Raw genomic sequence first — 22,239 nt, 5'->3', positions numbered from 1 at the left:
GGGGTCGGGGAGTGCGTCGAAGAGATGGGCGTCGCTCGCGGAGAGCGTGCGGATGACCGGATCGGTCATGGATTCCTCCGGGATACAGGCTGCTTGGAGCGCTCCCGGTCAGAACTGACCAACCACGCCGGGATAGCGGAAGAGGGAGCGCTGGAAAGATGTGAACTGCACGGCACTCGCCTCCTTTCGTCCGTCTCAGGGCGTGAAACCACACCGTACGTGATCTTGTGTGGGTCCGTCCACGGATTTCCGCGCCCCGTGATGGAGGGGTTCGCGGGACGATGCAGAGCTCCCTCAAAGGCCCCGGGGCCCTACTAAGAGGTCGTTTTCTCCCGTTGTTTCATCCCGGAATTTGGTGGTGCCCATGGGCCGGATCGCCGACCGCTTCAGCCGCTGTGCTCAGTGGCTGTTATGAGGCGTCAGCGCAGGCGAGGTGGTGACGCAGACGGTGCAGCGGAAGTGCTCCATCTTGCCCCAGCCTTGGCCACCGAGGACTTGAAGCCGATGAGCCGGGTGACCAGAGTGGGTTGCTCCTGCGGGTCAAGGACCGCCGGGGTGGCGTGGTCGATGTAGCGGCGAACGTCGCAATTCCTCATGGCGTCGAGGGCGTCGGGTCTCGTGGTGGGCGTGAAGCAGGTGATGAGGCCCGCCGCGAGCGAGGCACCGGCTACGCCCCAGAAGTCGATCCTGGTCCCAGGTCTTGGGGCGAGGCCTGAACGCCGATCGGCCCCGCCGTGATCCCGGCGGCGGCTCGGTTTCGCGGATGCGGACAGCGGTCGTTCCCGCTCGGCAGCATGCATACCATTGCATGAACGGCATCCAGGCCAGGCTTCCAGGCCGCCCGCCAGTGGAGATGCCGCCCGGTCGCCCTGGTTCCGCGAGGACGCGGAGCCATCGGGTGCTGGGGAGGCACACAGAAACGGGGGTGCGGCATGCATCGGCGGGCGCTACTGGGTCGTGCTACCGAGCGTCGCACGCTGGCTGCCCTGGTCGAGCAGGGGGCCGCCGGTTCGGGCGGCGCGACGGTGATCACCGGCGCGCCGGGGATCGGCAAGTCGGCGCTGGTCGCGGAGGTCGCGGGCGCGGCAGCGCGCGGCGGGACCCGTGTGATCACCGCTGTGGGGGTCCAGTCGGAGGAAGACCTACCCTGTGCCGGCCTGCACCAGCTGGTTCACCAACTGCGGGACGGAATCGACGACTTGCCGGGACGTCAGCGCACCGCGCTGCTCGCGGCCGTCGGGCTCGTCGACGAGGCCGTACCCGATCTGTACCTCGTCGGCTTGGCCGCGCTGACCCTGCTGACGGACGCCGCGGCGAAGGCGCCACTGCTGGTGGTCGTCGAGGACGCCCACTGGATGGACCGTGCCAGCCTCGATGTGCTCGGGTTCGTGGCGCGGCGGATCGAGTCCGACCCCCTCGTTCTGATCGCCGTCACCCGGCGCCTCGACGACCGCCTCAGCAGTGCCGGCCTGCCTGTGCTGCACCTGGGCCCGCTGACGGACGAGGTGTCGGGTGAGGTGCTGGACGCGGTGGCCCCCGCACTGGGACAGCAGGTCAGACGGCGGCTGTTGGAGGAGGCCGCCGGGAACCCGCTGGCGCTGACCGAGCTGCCGGTCGCGCTGCAGTCGGTCGGCGGGGCGTACGCGCTCAACCCGGGTCCGCTGCCGCTGACCGCGCGGCTGGAGCGGACGTTCACGGCACGGGTCTCCCGCCTGCCGGCCGACACCCGTGCGGTCCTGCTCCTCTGGGCCCTCAACGGTGACGGGACGCTGGACGAATGCCTCGCCGCGGCGACCCGGATGCTCGGGACGGGGGTCGACGTCGGTGCTTTCGAGGCAGCGATCGACGCGGGCCTGGTGGAGGCCCAGGGGCCGGCCTTCAGGCACCCCCTCATCCGCTCCGCGATGCACCACGCCGCCACCGCCGCGGAACGCCAGGCTGCGCACGCCGCGCTGGCCGCCGCACTCCAGGGGCAGCCCGATCGGCAGGCATGGCACCGTGCCGCCGCCACCGCCGGTCTCGACGAACGAGTGGCACGGGATCTGGATTCCACTGCCGGCAGAGCCCTGCGGCGAGGCGGTGTCGCCGCAGCTCTTGCTGCGCTGAGGCGGGCGGCGGAGCTGACGAAGGACCCCTCCGCGCGGGCGGACCGGCTGCTCCGGGCGGCGGAGCTCGCACTGGAGTCGGGCCAAGGAGACGTCGCGACGCATCTGCTGACTCAGGCGCGCTCACTGGACCTTTCGGTCCGGGACCAAGGCCGCGTGGCCTGGGTCAGCATCGCTTTGGCCGAGGGGACGCGGGGCGAGGGCGCCGCGACCGCCGAGCTGGCCGAGCTGGCGGGCGAGATCGCCGCCGGCGGCGAGTCGACACTGGGGCTGCGCATGCTGTGGAGCGCGGTCCTGCAGTGCTTCTGGGGAGAGCCGGGCCCGGCCGCCCGCGAGCGGGTCGCCGCCGCTGCCGACCGGATGCCCGTGCCTGCCGACAACGCCGACCTGGTCGCTCTGCGGGCGTACTCGGCGCCGGTCGAGCGTGGGGAAGGGGTCATGGAGGGCCTGGCGGGTCAGCTGGAGCGCTCGTCGGAGAACGCGGAGGGGGACCAGCTCCTGGGGGCCGCCGCCGTGACGGTGGGCGCTCCCGCCCTGGCGAGCCGGTTGACGGCGAGATCGCTGGACGCCCTGCGAGCACAGGGCAGGCTGTCGATGCTGGCCCGCGCCCTCTGCGTCCAGGCGGGGAGCGCCGCACGGCTGGGTGACGTGCGCGCTGGTTCCCTCGCCGCGGAGGAGGCCGCGTCGCTTGCCCGCGAGACCGGTCAGCCTCTTGTGCACGCGATGGTGAGTGCCATCCGCGCGCAGCTGGCCGCCGTCAGCGGTGACCCGGCGGCAGAGGCATGGGCGGCGGAAGCCGAACGCGAGGCCCTTCCCAGTGGAGGGCGCCCGGTGCTGGCCATCATGCAGATGGCCCGCGGGCAGGCGGCACTCTGCCAGGGCCGCTACGGCGACGCGTTCGGCTACCTGCACCGCGTCTTCGACCCGGCCGACCCCGCCTTCCACTCCTGGCTGCGCTTCTACGCGGTCGGGGAACTGGTCGAGGCGGCGGTGCGCAGCGAATCCGCGGGGGTGGCACGCGACATCGTGCGGGAGCTGACCCCGCTCGGGGAATCGACGTCTTCGCCCGCCCTCCTCTGCGGGTTGCGACTGGGCCGGGCCCTGCTGAGCCCGCAGGATGCCGCCGAGCCGCTGTACAGGGCGGCCCTCGACGCCGTCCCCACGGACTGGCCGTTCGAGGGGGCGCGGGCGCGCCTCGCCCTGGGCGAGTGGCTGCGGCGTCACCGGCGGCCCGCGGAGTCCCGCGTCGCCCTGCAGGCCGCACGCGAAATCTTCGACGCCCTCGGCGCGTCGGCATGGGCGGAGCGGGCACGGCAGGAGCTGCGCGCCGCGGGCGCGTCGTCCCCGCGTCAGGATCCGGCCGCGGTCGACCGGCTGACCTCGACTGAGCTGCATGTCGCCCAGCTCGCCGCACGGGGTCTGACGAACCGGGAGATCGGCGAGCGGTTGTACGTCTCGCCCCGGACGGTGAGCACCCATCTCCAGCGGATGTTCCCCAAACTGGGGGTCACATCCCGCGGCGAACTCGCCGCGGTGCTCGGCGGCACGACGACGTACCCCGAAGGCGCAGCGTCATGACGTACGCGGAAGACGCAGCACCATGACGTACGTCGAAGCCGTAGTCCGACGGACGCGGTCCGACCTGCTTGATTCCTAGGTTTGTGCCATGCCCGGTGCGCACACGGCGGACGGGCGGGAAGGCACAAAATGGGAACCATCACCGTCGGCACCGAGGGCTCGACCGGCATCGATCTCTACTACGAGGACCACGGGTCGGGGCAGCCGGTCGTCCTGATCCACGGTTACCCGCTGGACGGGCAGTCGTGGGAGAAGCAGACCGATGCGCTGGTCAAGGCCGGCTACCGCGTCATCACCTACGACCGCCGTGGCTTCGGCCGGTCGAGCAAGACCATGACGGGCTACGACTACGACACCTTCGCCGCCGACCTGGACACCGTACTGACGCAGCTGGACCTGCGTGACGTGGTTCTTGTCGGGTTCTCGATGGGCTCGGGCGAGGTCGCCCGCTACCTCGGCGTCCACGGCTCGGAGCGGGTGGCGAAGGCGGCGTTCCTCGGTTCGCTCCAGCCGTTCCTGTTGCAGACGCCGGACAACCCCACCGGTGTGCCGCAGAGCGTCTTCGACGGCATCGCGGAGCAGGCGGAGGCCGACCGCTACGCCTGGTACGAGAGCTTCTTCGTCGACTTCTTCAACACCGACGAGACGCTCGGGTCGCGGCTCAGCGAAGCCGCGCTGCGGGCGAACTGGGCCACCGCCATCGACTCGGCGCCCATGGCGGCGTACGCGTGCGTCCCGGCGTGGCTGACGGACTTCCGGGCCGACGTGGAGCGCATCGACGTGCCGTCGCTGATCCTGCACGGGACCGCCGACCGCATCCTGCCGATCGACGCCACGGCCCGCGAGTTCCGCCGCCGCCTGCCCGACGCGCGGTACGTCGAGATCGACGGCGCTCCGCACGGGCTGCTGCTCACCCACGCGGCCGAGGTCAACGCCGCCCTGCTCGACTTCCTCGCCGCCTGAGAGCCGGCGCCTGTCACGAAAGGACCGCACTCCTGTGCCGGTTGTCAACAACCCTCTGCCCGAGCGCGACCGCGAGACCGCAGGTGCGGCGCTGCAGGCGACCCTGGCCGACCTTCTCGACCTGTCCCTGGTGGCCAAGCAGGCCCACTGGAATGTGTACGGCCCGCGCTTCCGCTCGGTTCACGTCCAGCTCGACGAGGCCGCCACCGTCGCCCGGAACCACGCCGACACGGTGGCCGAGCGCGCGGCCGCCCTGGGCGTCAGTCCGGACGGACGGGCCGGGACCGTTGCGGGAGCCAGTGGCGTGCCCGCCTTTCCGCCGGGCTGGACCAAGGACAGTGACGCCGTCGAGGCCTTGGTGTACGCGCTCTCTGCCGTGACCGAAAGGCTGCGTGAGCGCATCGTCGCGATGGGCCCGGTGGATGTCGTCACCGAGGATCTCCTCGTCGGACTGACGGCCGATCTCGAGAAGCAGAGCTGGATGTTCCAGGCGGAGAACCGGGCCTGATCAGGGGGCCAGAGCCTCACAGTTGTCGTCCGAAGGGGAGAAGAGCATGGGTGTCGAGGGAACGAGCACAGACCGATTCGAACCGGTACGAGCGGTGCTGGGGGCGCACCTCGAAGCCGGCGAGGAGTTGGGGGCGTCGATCGCCGTCGATGTGGACGGGGTCATGGAAGTCGATCTGTGGGGTGGCCACGCGGACGAAGCACGGACCGTTCCGTGGCACCGGGACACGTTGGTGAGTATGTGGTCGACCACGAAAACCCTCACCAATCTCGCGGCTCTCATCCTCGTCGACCGGGGCGCGCTGGATCTGTACCGCCCGGTCGCGCACTACTGGCCCGAGTTCGCCGCCCAGGGAAAGGAGAGCATCGAGGTGCGTCACGTCCTGGCTCACACCTCGGGACTCTCCGGCTGGGAGCAGCCCTTCTGCATAGAAGATCTCTACGATCGGCCTACCGCGAGTGCCCGGCTGGCCGCGCAGGCACCCTGGTGGGAGCCAGGCTCCGCTTCGGGCTACCACGTGCAGACCCAAGGGCAACTGGTGGGAGAGCTTGTCCGGCGGGCCAGTGGTCGTACCCTGACGGAGTTCGTCGCCACCGAGATCGCCGAACCGACGCAAGCTGATGTCCAGATCGGCGCGCGACGGGCCGACTGGCCCCGTATCGCCGATCTGGTGGTCCCCTCGCAGCTAGGTGGTGTACCCACGGGTCTTGATCCCGAGGGGATCTTCACCAGGACGCTGCTCGGAAGCCCCGCACGTGACGAGCACGTCGACACCCCGCAGTGGCGCTCCGCCGAACTCGGAGCCGTCAACGGACACGGCAACGCACGTGGCCTGGCCCGAGCGCTCTCCGTCATCTCGCGGCGGGGCCAGGTCCACGGCCGCCGGCTTCTCTTCGAGGAGACGGTGGACAAGGTGTTCGACGTACAGGCCGATGGAGTCGACCTGTTCCTGGGCGTTCCCGTCCGCTGGGGCATGGGCTACGCACTCGCCGATCCGAGGACGATGCCGCACATGCCCACCGGGAGGATCTGCTTCTGGGTCGGTCGGGGCGGTTCGATCGTCATGATGGACCTCGACCGGCGCGTCACGTTCTCGTACACGATGAACCGGGTGGGCGACGGGATCCTGGGCTCGGAGCGCACGCACAGCTACCTCAGGCATGTCTACGAAGTCCTGGAGCGTACCGGCTGAGGTGTAGCCGTAGGCTCCGCGCGCAGCGCTGTCGCACACCGTCGAACGTGCCGTCAACCGTCTCAAGAACTTTCGCGCCGTCGTCACACGCTCCGAGAAACGGCTCTATATCTACCTCGACACCGTCACACTCGCAGCACTCATGATCTGGCGCCGCACATGGACCATGTTCCGGGAAAACATTGCCCAGGAACGCGAGTGAGCGGCCGTCATCCGGCTGAAGGGGAGCTCGCTCCCTCATCCGGGTTGCAGCTTCCGCACCCACGGTGCGACGCGGCAATCGTCACGAAGAGTGAGGGCTAGGGCTACGGCACCACCTCGGCCATAGGCTCGATCGCCTCGGGAAGCCGCTGCCCCCGGCACGTCGCACCGCCATCCATGTCCGCGAACGAGCAGCCCCCCCGGCGGATGAACCGGTCCGGTCGCCCCCTCGTAGGACAGGACGACGGCGCTCCTCGCCCGGTGGACGGGCGAGGCCGAAGCCTCAGGATCACCCTCGGGCCGCAGCCCGGCAGCCGCTCTCCGGGCCGCTGTCGGCTGCCGCCCACCAGCGCTCCGATCCGCGCTGCTCACGCGGCGCAGACGGACGCACGTCAACCAGGTACCGGCGAAGCGACCCGGGCCCCGTTTCTCGACGTACCCAGCGGCATCGCCTTTCGGTCCGTCGAGCACCATCCATCGAATAAGAGGGATTTCACACATGCGCAACACCCGCCTCGTCCGTCCGGGCAGCAGATCCGCACTGCTCGGTGTCACCGCGGCCGTCGGACTGTCCGTCGCCGCCGTCACCCTGCCCGCTACGGCCGACGCCACGCCCCACCACCCCGTACGTCCTACGATCGTGCTGGAACACGGAGCGTTCGCCGACGCCACGAGCTGGGACGGTGTCGTCGCCCGGCTGCAGCGTGCGGGCTACCCGGTGGTGTCCGCCGCCAACCCGCTGCGTGGTCCGGCAACCGACGCCGCTTACCTGCGCAGCGTCCTCGACCACATCGACGGGCCCGTGGTCTTGGTCGGTCACTCCTACGGCGGCACCGTCATCAGCCAGGCCGCCGCGGGCCTCGAGGGCAAAGTGAAGGCACTGGTCTACATCGCGGCGTTCCTGCCGGACGAGGGCGAGAGCTCGATCGGACTGACGGACAAGTTCCCCGGCAGCACCCTTGGCCAAGCCGTCGAGTCCGTCAACTACGCCCTGCCCGACGGTGATCAGGGCGCGGACGTGTACATCAAGCCGGAGAAGTTCCGCGGCCAGTTCGCCGCAGACGTGCCGAAAGACAAGGCCAGCCTCATGGCTGCAGGGCAGCGTCCGATCGCTGCCGCCGCTCTGGAGGAGAAGTCCACCCAGGCCGCCTGGAAGACGATCCCCTCCTGGTCGCTGGTGACCACGGAGGATCGCAACATCCCAGTGGCTGCCCAGCGCTTCATGTCAGCCCGCGCCAATGCCCGCACGACGACCATCGACGCGTCACACGCGGTATCCGTATCCCGCCCCGAGGCCGTCACCCGCATCGTCGAGCAGGCGGCCCGCACGGTCCGATGACCGAGGGCCCCGCCCTGTCGCTCATCGCACATCACCGCACAGCCGTGAGCGCCCTCTGGGTTCGGTTGCGGGAGCTCCTTCAGGACCAGGGGCTTGACCCTGAGGCGACGGTCGTCGTTGGCCTCTTGCGGGAGGGCCCCGATCACGAGGATGGCCAAGTCTCCGGCGACGGCAGGGTCTTCAGGTCCAGCCTCTTCTATTGATCAGAAACGGCTCGGGTTCTCATCAACATGAGGGGTCTTCACCGGGGTCGCCTGATCCGCCTCGATGGTCCTGGCCGCCTCGGCTGCTTCCCGGAAGGTGACAACCGCCTCGCCGTTCTCCCGCGCCCATGCGGTGAGCATCCTGATGGGTTCCTCCAGGGTTCGCCCGAGATCGGTCAGGCCGTACTCCACGCGCGGTGGCGCCTCGGCGTACGCGTGCCGCTCGACGAGCCCGTTGGCTTGGAGCCGGCGCAACGTCTGGGTCAGTACCTTGCGTGAAATGCCACCGCTCAGCTCGACCAGCTCGCCGTGGCGCAACGGGCCGTCGGTCAGCGCGAAGAGCGTGACCATGGACCACTTGCTGGCGATGATCTCCATGGCCAGGAGAGCGGGACAGTCGGCGAGGAAGGCAATTCCGGGTCGCAGGCTCATGCCCCGAAGGTTACCTGGAGGTACCTGGTGGCCGCCTATCGTCGTCGAGGTGCGCACGCCCCCTTACTCGCATTTCGCACGATTGAGGTTTCAGCCATGTTCGTCTCCCTTGCCGTCGTCACCGTGTTCATGTCGGCGCTTCTCCTGGTATCGGCCGGGGCCAAGTCTCTGCGGACGCGGCACATCACCGAGCAGATGTCCACCCTCGGAGTGCCGCAGGGCATGATGGCTTTCCTGATCGGCGCTCAGATCGCGGGCGCGGCCGGTGTGATCGCCGGACTCTGGTGGGGACCCGTCGGAATCGCCGCCGCGATCGGCCTGACGCTCTATTTCGCTGGGGCGGTCGCCTTCCACCTGCGCGTTGGCGACCGCAAGGGCGCGTCTCCGGCGGTGGTCCTCACTGTGGCCTCCGTCGCCCTGATCGTGCTGCGTGCTGCCACCCTCTGACAGCGGACAGCCGGTCTGACGCTGGCCTTGATCGTGCTGAGTGAGGTTGGTCTCCGATGAGGACGGCCACCGTTGATCATCGTGAGTTGTGTCGACAAACGAAGATCAGCCGGTGGCCGTGGGCCACAGCGTAGATCCTGCTCGGTGGCAATCGGTATTCGAGGGCCTGATGGGCAAGGTGGCGGGCCGGTTCGCCCGGGTGGAACCCCGCCGCCGAGCAAGGGCGTTCGTGCTGGGGCTGCTCGCGGACCTGCCAAGGAAGAACTGCTGGACGATCGCCGAGCACGCCGGTAACGCCAGCCCGGCCGGCATGCAGCACCTGCTCAGCCGGGCCCGCTGGGATGCCGACCGAGTGCGTGACGACATACGGGACTTCGTAGTCGAGCACCTCGGCGACGAGGACGCCGTACTGGTCGCCGACGAGACCGGGGACCTGAAGAAGGGCACCGCGAGCGTCGGGGTCCAGCGCCAGTACACCGGAACCGCGGGCCGGATCGAGAACTCCCAGGTCGCGGTCTACCTCGTCTACGCGAGTGCGGCCGGGCACGCCGCCATCGACTGCCGCCTCTACATCCCACGGTCCTGGACCCAGGACCCGCAGCGGTGCCGCTCGGTCGGCATCCCCGACGACCTGAGGTTCGCGACCAAGCCCGCCCTGGCCACCGAGATGATCGCCCAGGCCCTGGACGCCGGAGTCCGGGCCAGGTGGGTCACCGGTGATGAGGTCTACGACGGCGACCTGCACCTGAGCGCCGACCTGGAACAGCGTCAGATCGGCTACGTCCTGGCCATCTCGCGCAAACGGTCCGTCCCCACCCACGCGAGCATCTTCCCGGCTGGCGTGCTGGCCCACGGCCTGCCGAAGAAAGCCTGGCAGCGGCTGTCGGCGGGAGCCGGAGCCAAGGGCCACCGCTTCCATGACTGGGCCCAGGTCGAGATCACCAGCCCGAGCGGCACCTCGGGGCATCGGTGGCTGCTCGTGCGACGCAACCGACGCACCGGCGAACTCGCCTACTACCGCTGCTACTCACCCCGCCCCGTCCCCCTGACCGCACTGGTCAAGGTGGTCGGCCGCCGCTGGACAGTCGAGGAGACCTTCCAAGCCGCGAAGAGCGTGGCCGGACTGGACGAGCACCAGGTCCGCCGCTGGGTCTCCTGGCACCGCTGGACCACCCTGGCCATGCTCGCACACGCTTTCCTCGCCGTCACAGCCGCCGTCGAACGGGCCACGACCACCACGACCCCCGAGCTCAGCCCGCTGACCTGCAACGAGATCCAAAGACTGTTCGCAGCCCTGCTCGCACCGGCCCGCGACCTCGCCCACCGCCTGCACTGGTCCGCATGGCGCCGCCAGCACCAAGCACGCTCGCGCACCAGCCACTACCAGCGACAAGCCACCCAACAACCATGAAGATCACGATCTACAGCCGGAGTACTAAGCTCCCTCCATGAGCACAGCGGAACCCCACAGACGCGTCGTCGACGGCCGTTTCGAGCTGGTCGGGCGACTTGGCGGCGGCGGCATGGGCCTGGTCTGGCGGGCCCACGACCTGGCACTGCGTCGGGACGTGGCCGTGAAGGAGGTGCGGCCCCCGGACCCGGATCTCGCCGAGTACGACCCCGAGGGCGCGCGGACACTGCGTGAGCGCGTCCTGCGGGAGGCCCGCGCGCTGGCCCGCGTCCACCACCCCAACGTCGTGACGATCCACCACATCGTCGACGGCGGCGAGAACACGTATCCGTGGATCGTCATGGAACTGGTCGAGGGCGGCTCCCTCCAGGACCGGCTCGACCGGGGTGTGCTGACGCCGGCCGAGGCCGCGAGCCTGGGCCGCGAGGTGTTGTCCGCGCTGCGCGCCGCGCACGCCGTCGGCATCGAGCACCGCGACGTGAAGCCCGCCAACGTCCTGCTCCGCCCCGACGGGCGGCCCGTGCTCACCGACTTCGGTATCGCCGCCGTCCGCGAGTCCGCCAGTCTCACCGCCACCGGCGCCGTCATCGGCTCGCCCGACTTCATGGCGCCCGAACGCGTCAGCGGCAAGGAGGGCGGTCCCGCCGCCGACCTCTGGTCGCTGGGGATGCTGCTGTACGTCGCCGTGGAGGGTCACCATCCGCTGCGCCGGGCGAGCACGCTCGCCACGCTGGCCGCCGTGCTCGGCGAGGACGTGCCCGAACCGCGCCGCGCCGGGCCGCTGACCGGTGTCCTCAAGGCGCTGCTGGTCCGGGACCCGCAGGCCCGCCCCGACGCGGCGCAGGTCGAGCGGATGCTCGCGGCCGTGACCGGGGAAGCGGCCGGGGCCGCGACCGGTCCGTCGCAGTCCGCACCGGCGTCGGCACCGGTGTCGGCACCGGCGTTGGTCCCGTACGCCGCGCCGACCTCCTACCCCCTCGCCCCACCCGCGCCCCCGCCCSCCGGCGTCACCCCCGCCCCGCCGCACACCACCGCCCCGGCCCGGGCCCGCCGTTCCCGTGCCGCGGCCGTCACCGGAGCCGTCCTCGGTACGGCCCTGACGGGCGTACTGGTGTGGACGCTGCTCCCGAACACCGACGACGGCGGCACCGGAGGCGCGGCCACGCCGAAGCCGTCGGTGTCGCAGAGCGCCCGGCAGACGTCCTCGGGCGGGTCGTCCGGTGTTTCCGGTGGCTCGTCAGGTGGCTCGTCAGGCGGGGTCGCCGCCGCGGAGAAGGTCGACCTGCTCGGCGAGAAGGGCCTCAAGACGGCCGTGGCGAAGCTGACCGCCGCCATGGGCGGGACGAAGGTCACCAGCCTTGTGGTGTACGGGGAGTACGCCATCGCCGACGCCCCCGTCGCCGGTCACCCGAAGCTTTACGACCGGTACATGTACCGGGGTGGCGACGTGGCGGTGAAGGACGGGCCGGGCGGCACCGTCATGACCGGCGCGATCCCCGTCGACCTGGACGTCTACGACTGGGACGCCGTGCCCGCGTTGCTCGCCAGGGCCACCGAGGTGCTGGGCGTCGCCGAGCCGACGAGCCGTTACCTGGTGATCAACCCGGGATCCAGCATCTTCGACACCGGGCCGACGATGAGCGTCTATCTGTCCGACGACTACGGCAGCGCCTACCTCAGGGCCGATGTGCGGGCCCGGGTGATCGAGACCCACCCGCGCGACGACGGCTGACTCCCGGCCGCCGACTCGCGCTGTCCGCGCCTGTCCGCGCTATTTGCGGGTGAAGGTGCCCAGGCCGGTCTCGTCGAACGCCTCCACGGTCACCCGGGTCGCCTTGCCGTCGCGGTCGCCGTGGAAGGTGACACCGGACAGCCCGACGGCGTTCTCGCCGACCGTCCGGAAGCTGAACGTGTCCCCGTCGTAATGGGTCAGCCGGAACGTCGTCGGCTTCGGGCCCAGCCGCATGGTCAGTTCGCCGCCGGACGCGGAGACGGTCAGCGGACCGTAGAAGCTGTTGGCGTACGTCCCGGTGTAGGCGGCGTCGGGGCGTGCGGGGGCCGCGTCGGCGGGCGGGGTGGAGTAGTCCGTGGGCGAGACCTCCGCCTGTTCCTGCTGGGCGTAGACCTTCCCGATCAGGTCGAGCCAGTCGGCCGTGGCCTTCCCGTGCCGGGCGGTGTCGAAGAAGCTCTCCGCGATGGCGTCGGGAAGCCCGAGCGGCTTGCCGTTGGTGAGGACCACGATGCCGAGTTGCTCCGCGGGAAGCATGGTGACGTTGGTGTTCGCACCGAGGGCGAAGGCACCCGAGTGGCTCAGGCGCAGGCGGCCCAGGTCGTCGTAGCCGACGTTCCAGCCGAGGCCGTAGAAGCCCGCGCGGCCGGCCGGCGTCTGCGGGGGGTTGGCGACGATCGCGGGGACGTGGGTGCGCTCGAGCTGCTCGGCCGGGATGATCTGCTCGCCGTCGAGCTTGCCGTTCGCCAGCTGGAGGCGCAGCCAGCGGGACATGTCCCGGGCGGTGGAACTGGCGCCGCCCGCCGGGGACTGGGCGTCGGCGTCGCGCACGAACTGGGCCCGCCAGGTGCCGTCGGGGGCCTTCACATGCAGGTCGGCCCGGTTCTTCGCGGCCTGGTAGTCGGCGAAGAGCGAGCTGGTGGAGTCCATCCCGGCAGGCTTGTACAGGGTGTCCTCGGAGAGCTTCTCCCAGGTGGTGCCCTCGGCTTCCGCCACCGCCTGACCGGCGGCCGTCGGGCCGTAGTTGGTGTAGGCGTAGGAGGCGCGGAACGGGGTGAGGGGCTCGTACCGGAGGTGGCCGAGGATGTAGTCGCGGTCGTAGCCGAGGTCCTCCAGCAGATCGCCCGCGTGGTCGGGCAGGCCGCTGCGGTGGGCGAACAGATCGGCCACGGTGACGTTGCGCGTCACCCACGGGTCCTTGAGGGCGAAGCCGGGCAGATGGGCGGCCACGGGGTCGTCCCAGCCGATCTTCTCGTCGCCCTCGCCGACCGCTCCGGCGACGACGGTCGACGCCAGCGGCTTGGACAGTGACGCCAGCTCGAACACCGTGTCGGGGTCGATCCGGGCGGACCGGCCCTCGTGGCGGACCCCGAAGCCCTTCAGGTACACGACCCGGTCCTTGTACACGACGGCGACCGCGACCCCGGGTACACCGGTCCGCCGCATCCCGTCCCGCACGATCCCGTCGAGTTTGCCCACGGCCGCGTTCACCTCCGCCGCCGTCAGCTGCGCGGGCGGCGGGGGCGGGGGAGCGGCGGCCAGCACACCGGGGACGAGCAGGAGCACGGCCACCGCAAGGGCGGCCGGGGCCTTCGCCCGGTGGCGTGTCGTCGTCTGCCGAACACCCATGCAGACCATTGAACGCCTCGCCGGGAACCGTGTCCTGCCGAGGCGGGTGTGTGACTCCGTGTTCCGTCGGGCGGAATATATCGGCGGCCGATATATTCCGTCTCGTGGCAGCGAAGAGCATGACCCGGGCCGCCTTCCTCGTGCTGACGGCCCTCGCCGACCAGCCCCGGCACGGATACGGCATCCTGCGCGAGACGGAGGAACTCTCCGACGGCGAGGTGCGGTTGGGGGTCGGCACGCTGTACGGCGTGCTCGACCGGCTCACCGCCGACGGACTGATCGCCCTGGACCGCGAGGAGGTCCTGCAGGGCCGGCTCAGGCGCTACCACCGCATCACCGACGAGGGGGCCGACGCCCTCGTCGCCGAGGCCGACCGCATGGCGGCCGGAGCCGGTGCGGCCAGGCGCCGCCTCGCCCAGCGCCGCCGCGCCCCCGGAAGCGTCACCCCGCCCGCCACCGGGCCCGGACTCGCCGCAGGTCCGGCATGACGACCGGAACGCCGCCCCTGCTCGAAGGGCGCCACCGCACCGCCGCCCGCATCGGGGGGCGGCCGCCCCTCAGTGCGGGAAGGCGCGGGGCTGCCGCAGCAGCGGGAGTCCGTCGCGGAACTCCTCTATGCGGGAGCTGATCTGCCGCATCAGGACGGTGTCGGCGAGGCGGTCCAGATAGAGGTTGTGGCGGGCCAGGCCGGGCGCGTCGACGCAGAAGTACAGCGCCATCAGCGGATTGACGAACAGTTCGCTGTCCTTGGTCCGCTCGGTGAACCGCACGTTGCCGAAGGCACCGCGTACGGCGGCGGCGACGGAGCCGTTGACGATGCTCGGGTGGCCCGGGGTGCAGGCCTGCGCGTCGGCCACGGCGTCCAGGTAGAGGGCTCCCTCGGGGCTCTGGTGCGACAGGGAGAACGCGCCGAGGTAGGCGCCCTCGCGGTCCAGCGCGGCCAGGTTCTCCAGGACGAGGGAGTGGTTCACCCCGTGGTGGGCGTCCACGCCGAAGCCGAGACAGGCCACCAGCCGGTGGGGGACGTCGTCGAGGCTCTGGACGGCGGCGAGGCTGGCCATGTCCTCCTCGGGCGTACCCAGTCCGTGCTCGTCGCCGCGCATCAGGATGTCGGTCCCGCCGTCCACCAGCACGACGGCGTCCACCCCTCCCAGGTGGTCGAGGAGCGCCCGGTAGGCGGCTCGCAGGGGTTCCACGCCGGTGCGCGGAAAGGCGTACACCGTGGACGGGAGGCCGTTGCGGTCGAGCCAGCGGGCCAGGGTGCGTTCGGGGAAGTAGTCGCCGCGGGTGGGGATGTCGGGGCGGACGGCCGCCACGTCCGGCTGGAGCCAGACCTCGGAGGGCAGTCCGTACAGGTCGGCAAAGGAGAGGTTGGCCAGATGGACCTCCTTGCCCGCCGAGCGCAGGGCGAGCGCCAGCGGCAGTCCCGCGTACACGTCGAAACCGCCGCCCGCACCGGCGATCAGCACCCGGCGCGCGTCGCGCAGCCGGGTGAAGAGGGGAGGCTCGTGGAGGGTGAACACCCCGGGACGCTAACAGGCGTGGATCGGGCGGCCCAACAGCATTACGTCAACCACCCCTGACCGGGGGCGGGTCGGGGTTCGGCCGGCCGTGGCCAGAGCGGCCCGACGCCGCGGCCGAACCCCGCGCCCAGGACTACGCGCCGCTCTCCCGCAGCATGTCCTCACGCTCGACGATCTTCACGCGCTCGCGGCCCTGCGGCTCGCCCAGCGCCTTCTCGGCGGCGTCCAGCTTGTACCAGCCCTCCCAGGTGGTGAAGCGGACGTCGCGCTCGGCGAGGAACGTGTCGACGGCCTCCGGCTCGGGCGAGGCCGGCGTGTGCAGACGGCCGTTCGCGTGGTCGTCCAGCAGGTTCGACACCGTCTCGTTGGCGTCGCCCTTGGTGTGGCCGATGAGGCCGACCGGACCGCGGCGGATCCAGCCCGTGACGTACGTCGACTGCAGGTGCTCGCCGGACTCCTGTATGACGCGGCCGCCCTCGTCCGGGACCGTGCCCGAGTCGAGGTCCCAGGGCAGCTTCGGGAGCTTGTCGGAGAGGTAGCCGACGGCGCGGTAGATCGCCGTGACGTCCCAGTCCTTGAACTCGCCGGTGCCCTTGACGTTGCCGGTGCCGTCGAGGGCGGTGCGCTCGGTGCGCAGACCGACGACCTTGCCGTCCTCGCCGAGGATCTCGGCCGGCGACTCGAAGAAGTGCAGGAACAGCTTGTGCGGGCGGTCGCCGACGTCGCGGATCGCCCAGTTCTCCAGCGTCTTGGCGACCATGTCGGCCTGCTTGTTGCCGCGCCGCGTGGCGATCGAGCCGTCGTCGTAGTCGATGTCCTCGGGGTCGACGATGACCTCGATGGTGGGGGAGTGGTCGAGCTCCCGCAGCTCCATCGGGGAGAACTTCGCCTGCGCCGGGCCACGGCGGCCGAAGACGTGGATCTCCAGCGCCTTGTTGGCCTTCAGGCCCTCGTAGACGTTGGCCGGGATCTCCGTGGGCAGCAGCTCGTCCGCCGTCTTGGCCAGGACGCGGGCCACGTCGAGGGCGACGTTGCCGACTCCCAGGACCGCGACCTTCTCGGCATCGAGGGGCCAGGTGCGCGGCACGTCCGGGTGGCCGTCGTACCAGGAGACGAAGTCCGCGGCGCCGTAGGAGCCGTCGAGCTCGATGCCGGGGATCGACATGTCGCGGTCGGCCGTCGCGCCGGTCGAGAAGATCACCGCGTCGTAGAAGGCGCGCAGGTCGTCCAGGCTGATGTCGGTGGGGTAGTCGACGTTGCCGAAGAGACGGATCTGCGGCTTGTCGAGGACCTGGTGCAGGGCGTTGACGATGCCCTTGATGCGGGGGTGGTCCGGGGCGACGCCGTAGCGGATCAGGCCGAACGGGGCAGGCATGCGCTCGAAGAGGTCGATGGAGACACCCGGGTCGGCGGCCACATCGGACTTGAGCAGCGCGTCGGCGGCGTAGATCCCGGCGGGGCCGGCTCCGACAATGGCTACCCGCAGGGGGCGGGGCATGATCAGGTTCCCTTCGAGTGGCGACAGATCGACTCGGGGGAAGCCTAAACTAAGGCAAACCTTACCCGGTACGCGGGTCCGGTCTATGGACTCATAAGCCGCATTTATGAGTAGTGTGTGCGGCCGACTCGCCTCACGGCAGCGGCTGTTCGGCCCAGATCACCTTGCCCTTGGCGGTGTAACGGGTCCCCCAGCGGTCGGTGAGCTGCGCCACCAGGAACAGCCCGCGGCCGCCCTCGTCGGTCATGGCCGCGTACCGCAGGTGCGGTGAGGTGCTGCTGCTGTCGGCGACCTCGCAGATCAGGGTGCGGTCGCGCAGCAGCCGGACGCGCACCGGGGCGCTGCCGTAGCGGATCGCGTTGGTGACCAGTTCGCTCAGGATCAGTTCCGTCGTGAAGGACAGGTCCTCCAGGTTCCAGCGCGCCAGCTGCCGCACCACGGCCGCCCGCACCTCGCCGACCGCCGCCGGGTCCACCGGCACGTCCCACTCGGCTACCCGGTCGGCGCCCAGCGCCCGGGTGCGCGCGACGATCAGCGCGATGTCGTCGCCCGGGCGGGGCGGCAGAAGGGCGTCCAGGACGGCCTGGCAGGTCCCCTCCGGCTCACCGCCGGAGCCCCGCTCCAGGGCGGTGCGCAGCAGCTCGAGACCGGTGTCGATGTCCCGTTCCCGGTCCTCCACCAGCCCGTCGGTGTACAGCACCAGCGAGCTGCCCTCGGCCAGCTCCAGCTCGACCGTCTCGAACGGCAGCCCGCCCAGTCCGAGCGGGAGTCCGGCGGGCACCTCGAGGTACTCGACCCGGCCGTCGGGGTGCACCAGCGCCGGCGGCGGATGGCCGGCCCGGGCGATCGTGCAGCGCCGGGAGACCGGGTCGTAGATGGCGTACAGACAGGTCGCCCCGGAGACGGCCGCGTCGGTGCTGTCGTCCGCCTCGTCCTGGTCGATACGGGCCACCAGCTCGTCCAGCAGGCCGAGGAGTTCCTCCGGGGCCAGATCCAGGGCGGAGAAGTTGTGCACCGCGGTCCGCAGTCTGCCCATGGTGGCCGCCGCGTGCAGCCCGTGACCCACCACGTCACCGACGACGAGGGCCACCCGGGCCCCGGACAGCGGCAGCACGTCGAACCAGTCGCCGCCCACACCCGCCTGCGCGGGCAGATAGCGGTAGGCGATGTCCAGGGCGTTCTGCTCCGGCAGGGTGCGCGGCAGCAGACTGCGCTGGAGGGTGACCGCCATGCCGTGCTCGCGGGTGAACCGGCGCGCGTTGTCGATGGAGATCGCGGCCCGCGCCACCAGCTCCTCCGCGAGCACCACCTCGTCCGGGTCGAACGGGTCGGGCCGTTCCGAACGCCAGAAACTCACCACGCCCAGGATCAGCGACCCCGCCCGCACGGGCACGGTGATCAGCGAGTGGATACCGAACTCCACGACCTGCTCGGTCCGTTCGAGGTCCTGGGCGCGCCAGCCCGGCGCCTGGGCGAGCCGGGCCTCCAGAACCGCCCGTGCCTGGCCGAGACTGCGGGCCTGCGGTGCGGAGTCCACGAACCGGATCCGCTCGCCCACCGCGTACAGCGGCGCGCCCTTGCGGATCGCGCTGACCGCCGTGCGGCGCAACGTGCCCCGGACCCCCGGCTCCTCGCCCTCCAGGACGGCGTCGAACAGATCCACCGACGCGAAGTCCGCGAACCTCGGCACGGCCAGCTCCGTCAGCTCCTCGGCCGTCCTGGTGACGTCCAGGCTGGTCCCGATGGCCACCCCGGCCGCGTACAGCATGTCGAGGCGCTCGCGGGTCGCCTCGGCCCGGCCCGACAGGGCGCGCAGCTCCGTGGAGTCGCGCACGGTGGCGACGCTGCCCGCCGGTCCGCCCGCCAGGTCGGTGGGCCGCTGGTTGATCGCCAGCAGCCGCTCCCCGACCAGGTGCACCTCGTCGCTGACCATCCGCCCGGAGGCCAGCAGTTCGGCGGTGTCCCGGTCGAGTCCCAGATCGAGGACCTGGCGCCGTTCGGCGTCCGGGGGCAGGTCGAGCAGGCGTTGCGCCTCGTCGTTGGCGAGCAGCAGGTCGCCGTCGCCGCCGACGATGATCACACCCTCCCGGACGGAGTGCAGAACGGCGTCGTGGTGCTCGTACATCCGGGTCATCTCGCGCGGGCCCAGGCCGTGGGTCTGGCGCAGCAGGCGGCGGCTGACCAGCGCCGTGCTCGCCGTGGCCAGGGCGAGGGCGACCGCGGCGCTGCCGAGGACGAGCGGCAGCTGCCGGTCGGCGTTGCCGCCGACGTGCGCGGTGGTGATACCGGACGACACGAGCCCGACCACGGTCCCGTCGGCCGTCTTCACCGGCACCACCGCCTGGACCAGCCGGCCGATGGTCCCGTTGACCTCCTCGACGACGATCCCGCCGTCCAGCGCCGGCTGGATGTTCCCGACGAACTTCTTGCCGATGCGGTCCGGTTTGGGGTGCGTGTAACGGATGCCGTCGGTGTTCATGACGACGAGGAAGTCCATGTCGGACGCCTTGCGGGCGGCCTCGGCCTTGGGCTGGAGCACGGCCGTCGGATGGGGTGAGTTCAGCGCCTCGACGATGCCCGGCGAGTTGGCGAAGGTCTGCGCGACCGCGACGGAACGGTTGCGGGCCTCCTGGGTGGTGTCGTGACGCACCTGGAGCAGCAGCGCCACCACCGCGGCCACGACCAGCAGCAGCACGATGACCACTTGGAGAACGAACACCTGCGCGGCGAGACTGCGCCCGCCCAGTGCGGACTCAGGCGTACGCCGGACCCGCGAGCCCCGGGGACGACGGGCCGGCCGGGCATCCGAGCGCCCCAGGAGTCGGACCATGTGCCATGTCTACACTGCCGGGCCGCGCGAGGCGAGAGTCGTCACGCACGGTCACGCGCCGTGTCCCGCACGCTTGCCGTGGGTGACTTCCGCCGCCTGCCGGGTGGCCAGCAGCAGCGCGATGTCGTCCGCCCGGTCCGCGGCCTGCCGGGCCGTCGCGGTGAGCAGGTCGGCGACGTCCGCGAGGGAACGGCCGGAACGGGCGTCGGCGGCGGGCCCGGTGGCGCCGGTGTCGGCCGGAGGTCGCGAGAACCCTGCCCCGGCCAGGGCCCGGCGCAGATCCGTGATGCCGTCGTCGATGTCGTGGCCGGGCCGCTCGACCAGCCCGTCCGTGTAGAGGGCGAGGATCGCGCCCGGCTCCAGCCGCAGCTCCGTCACCGGGTAGTGGGCGCGTGGGTCCACCCCGAGCACCACGCCGCCGGGCAGCTCGACGACCTCGGTTCGGCCGTCGGGGTGGCGCAGCAGCGGCGGCAGGTGCCCGGCGCGGGCCGCCCGGGCCAGACCGGTGGCCGGGTCGAGCCGGACGTAGCAGCAGCTGGCGAACTGGCCGGGGTCCAGGTCGATGAGGAGATGGTTCGTGCCGCCCATGACCTCCTCGGGCGGCCGGTCGCCCAGGGCGAACGCCCGCACCGCGCTGCGCAGCTGTCCCATGGTGGCCGCCGCCTGCACGCCGTGCCCCTGCACGTCGCCGATGACCAGGGCGAGCCCGTCCCCGGCCTCCACGACGTCGTACCAGTCGCCGCCCACGTCCATGCCCTCGGTGCCCGGCAGATAGCGTCCCGCGGTCTCCACGCGCGCGTGCTGCGACAGCCGCCGGGGGAGGAGGGCCTGCTGGAGCCCCCGGGCGAGGGCGGCCTCGGTGTCGTAGCGCTGCGCCTTCTCCATCGCGTGGGCGATCAGCCCGGCGAGCGCGGTCAGCACCGTGCGCTCCTCGGAACCGAAGCTGCGTGAGCGGTCGAAGCCGAGGATGCACGAGCCGACCGGGCGGCCCGAGGCGATCAGCGGCAGGAAGGCGCGAGCGCCCTCCGACGCGTCGAGGTCGATGCCCGGATAGGCGTCCGCCAGCTGCTGCATCGAGTCGAAGAACAGCGGCCGGCCCGTGGTGAGGGTTTCCACGCCCGGCAGCCGGGTGTCCAGCCCCACCCCTTCGAAGGGGGCCAGGAAGCCTTCGGGGAAACCGGACTCCCACGCCAGGTACAGGTGCCGCTCCTGGAGCAGGTAGATGGCGAGCCGACGTCCGCCGAACGCCGGCAGCAGCTCCTGCATCACCACCGCCGACACCTGGCGGGCGGTCACCGCCTCCGTCAGCGCGATGGCGAGGACGATGGGCCGGTAGAGCGAGGCGCCGGTGCCGGGAGCGGGGGTGTCCGTCTCCACGGGGTCGTGGGCCGTCTCGTCGGGCACGCGGTTCGCCGGGACCGCCTTGCAGGTGACGAGATCCGCGCCCGGATACAGGGACACGCGCAGCCAGTCGCCCTCGTACGGCCGGGGCACGGGGGAGGTGTCGGCGGTGACGGGAAGCCGCACATGGAAGTGCGCGGGCTCCGGCGACAGCAGGGCGCCGCGCAGATGCTCCTCGCACGTGGGCTGGATCAGCCACGGCACGGCGTCCCACAGGGACCGGCCGACCAGCCGGTCCCGCGGCACGCCGAGGAGATGCCCGGCGCGCGCGTTGGCGTAGACGACCAGCCCCAGCCGGTCGAGGCAGAACACCCCCTCCGGGAGGAGGTCGGCCGCCCCGTCGGCCAGGGCGCCGGGGCCCGGATCCAGGAGGACGCCGGCGATGGGGCGGGGCGCGGTGGAAGGGGCGTCGTCCGGCAGGGGCGCCACACCCGACGCGTCCCACAGTTCGAGGAGTCGCAGCCCGCCCTCCGTGGTGCGCACCTGCAGCGGCAGCGGCGGCGGCCGGCCGCGGGCCGTCCGGTGCAGCAGGCCCGGCAGCCGGTGGGCGTCCGTCGGGTCGACGGCCCGGGCCAGGGCGTCCAGGGTGCCCGGGAAGTCGTCCGGGGGCAGACCGAGCAGCGTGCGTGCCTGTTCGTCGAGCGTGACGACGTCGGTCGCCGGGTCCCAGGAGAACCGCCCCACGCGCCCCGGGGCCGGTCCGGCGGCCGGCGGCCGTACGCACAGCGGCTCGTCGTCCCAGGTGACGTCCCCGCCGTCCGCCGCGAGCCGCAGCAGGTCCGCGCCCAGGGCGTCCGCCACCGCCGTCAGCCGCTCCCGCTCCGCCTGCACCTCCGCCGCGCCGGCCGCCGCACGGCGCAGCACGGCCAGCACTCCGAAGGACCGTCCGTCCGCGACGACGGGCACGTAGAGCGAACCGAACTGGAAGGGCAGGCCCGCGGCGAGCTGGGCGTAGCGGCGCATCATCTCGGTGGCGTTGGCCAGCACCACCGGCGCACCCGTCCGGTAGACGTCGGCCACCGGGAACGGCCGGTCCATGTGCACCCGCCACCAGGGGCGGAACAGCGGACCGGGCAGCCCCGAGAGGACCGCGAGGCGCAGCAGCCGGGACGTGGCCGAGCACAGATACACGCCCCCGGTGCGGCCGTCCGTCGCCCGCAGCGCGTCCGCCACGGCCGCGGTCAGCAGCGCGGGCGGTGGCCCGGACGGCTTCCGCTCGTTTCCGGCGCTCCCAGTCATTCGGCCCTACC

15 protein-coding genes are annotated in these 22,239 nt (G+C 71.5%); 9 read left to right on the top strand and 6 right to left on the bottom strand.

All coding sequences use genetic code 11. The features are described 5' to 3' along the window. The first annotated feature begins 932 nt into the window (after positions 1 to 932). The 5 genes from ASD48_RS39775 (at position 933) to ASD48_RS39755 (ending at position 7,886) form a co-directional block, all read left to right on the top strand. The gene (locus ASD48_RS39775) at positions 933 to 3,683 is read left to right on the top strand and encodes a LuxR family transcriptional regulator (RefSeq protein WP_057606773.1); all 2,751 of its coding nucleotides are present in this window, start codon (positions 933 to 935) and stop codon (positions 3,681 to 3,683) included. Positions 3,684 to 3,812: 129 nt separating this feature from the next. Beyond that, entirely contained in the window at positions 3,813 to 4,646 is an 834-nt protein-coding gene (locus ASD48_RS39770) for an alpha/beta hydrolase (RefSeq protein ID WP_057606772.1), read from the top strand. A 34-nt stretch (positions 4,647 to 4,680) separates the two neighbouring features. Then, positions 4,681 to 5,154, top strand: coding sequence for a DNA starvation/stationary phase protection protein (locus tag ASD48_RS39765; RefSeq protein ID WP_057606771.1), 474 nt, complete (start codon positions 4,681 to 4,683; stop codon positions 5,152 to 5,154). A 46-nt stretch (positions 5,155 to 5,200) separates the two neighbouring features. After that, a complete protein-coding gene (locus ASD48_RS39760; RefSeq protein WP_057606770.1) occupies positions 5,201 to 6,346 on the top strand; it encodes a serine hydrolase domain-containing protein in 1,146 nt (381 codons plus the stop codon). Between the two features lie 700 nt (positions 6,347 to 7,046). After that, on the top strand, positions 7,047 to 7,886 hold the full coding sequence (locus ASD48_RS39755) for an alpha/beta hydrolase (RefSeq protein ID WP_057606769.1): 840 nt from the start codon (positions 7,047 to 7,049) through the stop codon (positions 7,884 to 7,886). A 203-nt stretch (positions 7,887 to 8,089) separates the two neighbouring features. Here the strand turns inward: ASD48_RS39755 and ASD48_RS39745 are convergent, their stop codons facing one another. Beyond that, on the bottom strand, positions 8,090 to 8,521 hold the full coding sequence (locus ASD48_RS39745) for a helix-turn-helix domain-containing protein (RefSeq protein WP_057606767.1): 432 nt from the start codon (positions 8,519 to 8,521) through the stop codon (positions 8,090 to 8,092). 27 nt (positions 8,522 to 8,548) lie between these two features. Here ASD48_RS39745 and ASD48_RS39740 point away from each other — a divergent pair, with 27 nt between their 5' ends. The 3 genes from ASD48_RS39740 (at position 8,549) to ASD48_RS39730 (ending at position 12,111) form a co-directional block, all read left to right on the top strand. Further along, positions 8,549 to 8,968: a DoxX family protein gene (locus tag ASD48_RS39740; protein WP_242432866.1), complete on the top strand. Its 420-nt coding sequence runs from the start codon at positions 8,549 to 8,551 to the stop codon at positions 8,966 to 8,968. Between the two features lie 169 nt (positions 8,969 to 9,137). After that, positions 9,138 to 10,379 carry an IS701 family transposase gene (locus ASD48_RS39735; RefSeq protein ID WP_079074249.1) on the top strand — a complete coding sequence of 414 codons (1,242 nt, stop codon included), beginning with the start codon at positions 9,138 to 9,140 and terminating at the stop codon, positions 10,377 to 10,379. A gap of 37 nt (positions 10,380 to 10,416) precedes the next feature. Next, positions 10,417 to 12,111 carry a serine/threonine-protein kinase gene (locus ASD48_RS39730; protein WP_057606765.1) on the top strand — a complete coding sequence of 565 codons (1,695 nt, stop codon included), beginning with the start codon at positions 10,417 to 10,419 and terminating at the stop codon, positions 12,109 to 12,111. Positions 12,112 to 12,150: 39 nt separating this feature from the next. Here the strand turns inward: ASD48_RS39730 and ASD48_RS39725 are convergent, their stop codons facing one another. Next, positions 12,151 to 13,746 (bottom strand): serine hydrolase, encoded by a 1,596-nt coding sequence (locus tag ASD48_RS39725; protein WP_057606764.1) that lies wholly within the window; start codon positions 13,744 to 13,746, stop codon positions 12,151 to 12,153. Between the two features lie 110 nt (positions 13,747 to 13,856). Between ASD48_RS39725 and ASD48_RS39720 the strand changes: the two genes are divergently transcribed. After that, the gene (locus ASD48_RS39720) at positions 13,857 to 14,225 is read left to right on the top strand and encodes a PadR family transcriptional regulator (protein ID WP_057606763.1); all 369 of its coding nucleotides are present in this window, start codon (positions 13,857 to 13,859) and stop codon (positions 14,223 to 14,225) included. Positions 14,226 to 14,294: 69 nt separating this feature from the next. Here ASD48_RS39720 and ASD48_RS39715 read toward each other — a convergent pair whose 3' ends face one another. The 4 genes from ASD48_RS39715 to ASD48_RS39700 form a co-directional block, all read right to left on the bottom strand. Continuing rightward, the gene (locus ASD48_RS39715; protein WP_057606762.1) at positions 14,295 to 15,260 is read right to left on the bottom strand and encodes a DUF1152 domain-containing protein; all 966 of its coding nucleotides are present in this window, start codon (positions 15,258 to 15,260) and stop codon (positions 14,295 to 14,297) included. Positions 15,261 to 15,393: 133 nt separating this feature from the next. Then, entirely contained in the window at positions 15,394 to 16,758 is a 1,365-nt protein-coding gene (locus ASD48_RS39710; RefSeq protein ID WP_057606761.1) for an FAD-dependent oxidoreductase, read from the bottom strand. A 133-nt stretch (positions 16,759 to 16,891) separates the two neighbouring features. Further along, the gene (locus ASD48_RS39705; protein WP_199876192.1) at positions 16,892 to 19,588 is read right to left on the bottom strand and encodes a SpoIIE family protein phosphatase/ATP-binding protein; all 2,697 of its coding nucleotides are present in this window, start codon (positions 19,586 to 19,588) and stop codon (positions 16,892 to 16,894) included. 51 nt (positions 19,589 to 19,639) lie between these two features. Beyond that, positions 19,640 to 22,228, bottom strand: a complete 2,589-nt coding sequence (locus tag ASD48_RS39700; RefSeq protein ID WP_057606759.1) for a SpoIIE family protein phosphatase — start codon at positions 22,226 to 22,228, stop codon at positions 19,640 to 19,642. Positions 22,229 to 22,239 lie beyond the last annotated feature (11 nt).

It is taken from the genome of Streptomyces sp. Root1310, assembly GCF_001426425.1.
GTDB lineage: Bacteria > Actinomycetota > Actinomycetes > Streptomycetales > Streptomycetaceae > Streptomyces.
Note: the sequence above shows the minus strand (reverse complement) of the source record. Positions and strands in the feature narration are given on the sequence as shown.

Coding starts and splice junctions, on each gene's coding strand:
- ASD48_RS39775 (WP_057606773.1), top strand. CDS start 933: ATGCATCGGCGGGCGCTACTGGGTCGTGCTACCGAGCGTCGCACGCTG.
- ASD48_RS39770 (WP_057606772.1), top strand. CDS start 3,813: ATGGGAACCATCACCGTCGGCACCGAGGGCTCGACCGGCATCGATCTC.
- ASD48_RS39760 (WP_057606770.1), top strand. CDS start 5,201: ATGGGTGTCGAGGGAACGAGCACAGACCGATTCGAACCGGTACGAGCG.
- ASD48_RS39755 (WP_057606769.1), top strand. CDS start 7,047: ATGCGCAACACCCGCCTCGTCCGTCCGGGCAGCAGATCCGCACTGCTC.
- ASD48_RS39745 (WP_057606767.1), bottom strand. CDS start 8,521: ATGAGCCTGCGACCCGGAATTGCCTTCCTCGCCGACTGTCCCGCTCTC.
- ASD48_RS39735 (WP_079074249.1), top strand. CDS start 9,138: ATGGGCAAGGTGGCGGGCCGGTTCGCCCGGGTGGAACCCCGCCGCCGA.
- ASD48_RS39725 (WP_057606764.1), bottom strand. CDS start 13,746: ATGGTCTGCATGGGTGTTCGGCAGACGACGACACGCCACCGGGCGAAG.
- ASD48_RS39720 (WP_057606763.1), top strand. CDS start 13,857: ATGACCCGGGCCGCCTTCCTCGTGCTGACGGCCCTCGCCGACCAGCCC.
- ASD48_RS39710 (WP_057606761.1), bottom strand. CDS start 16,758: ATGCCCCGCCCCCTGCGGGTAGCCATTGTCGGAGCCGGCCCCGCCGGG.
- ASD48_RS39705 (WP_199876192.1), bottom strand. CDS start 19,588: ATGGTCCGACTCCTGGGGCGCTCGGATGCCCGGCCGGCCCGTCGTCCC.
- ASD48_RS39700 (WP_057606759.1), bottom strand. CDS start 22,228: ATGACTGGGAGCGCCGGAAACGAGCGGAAGCCGTCCGGGCCACCGCCC.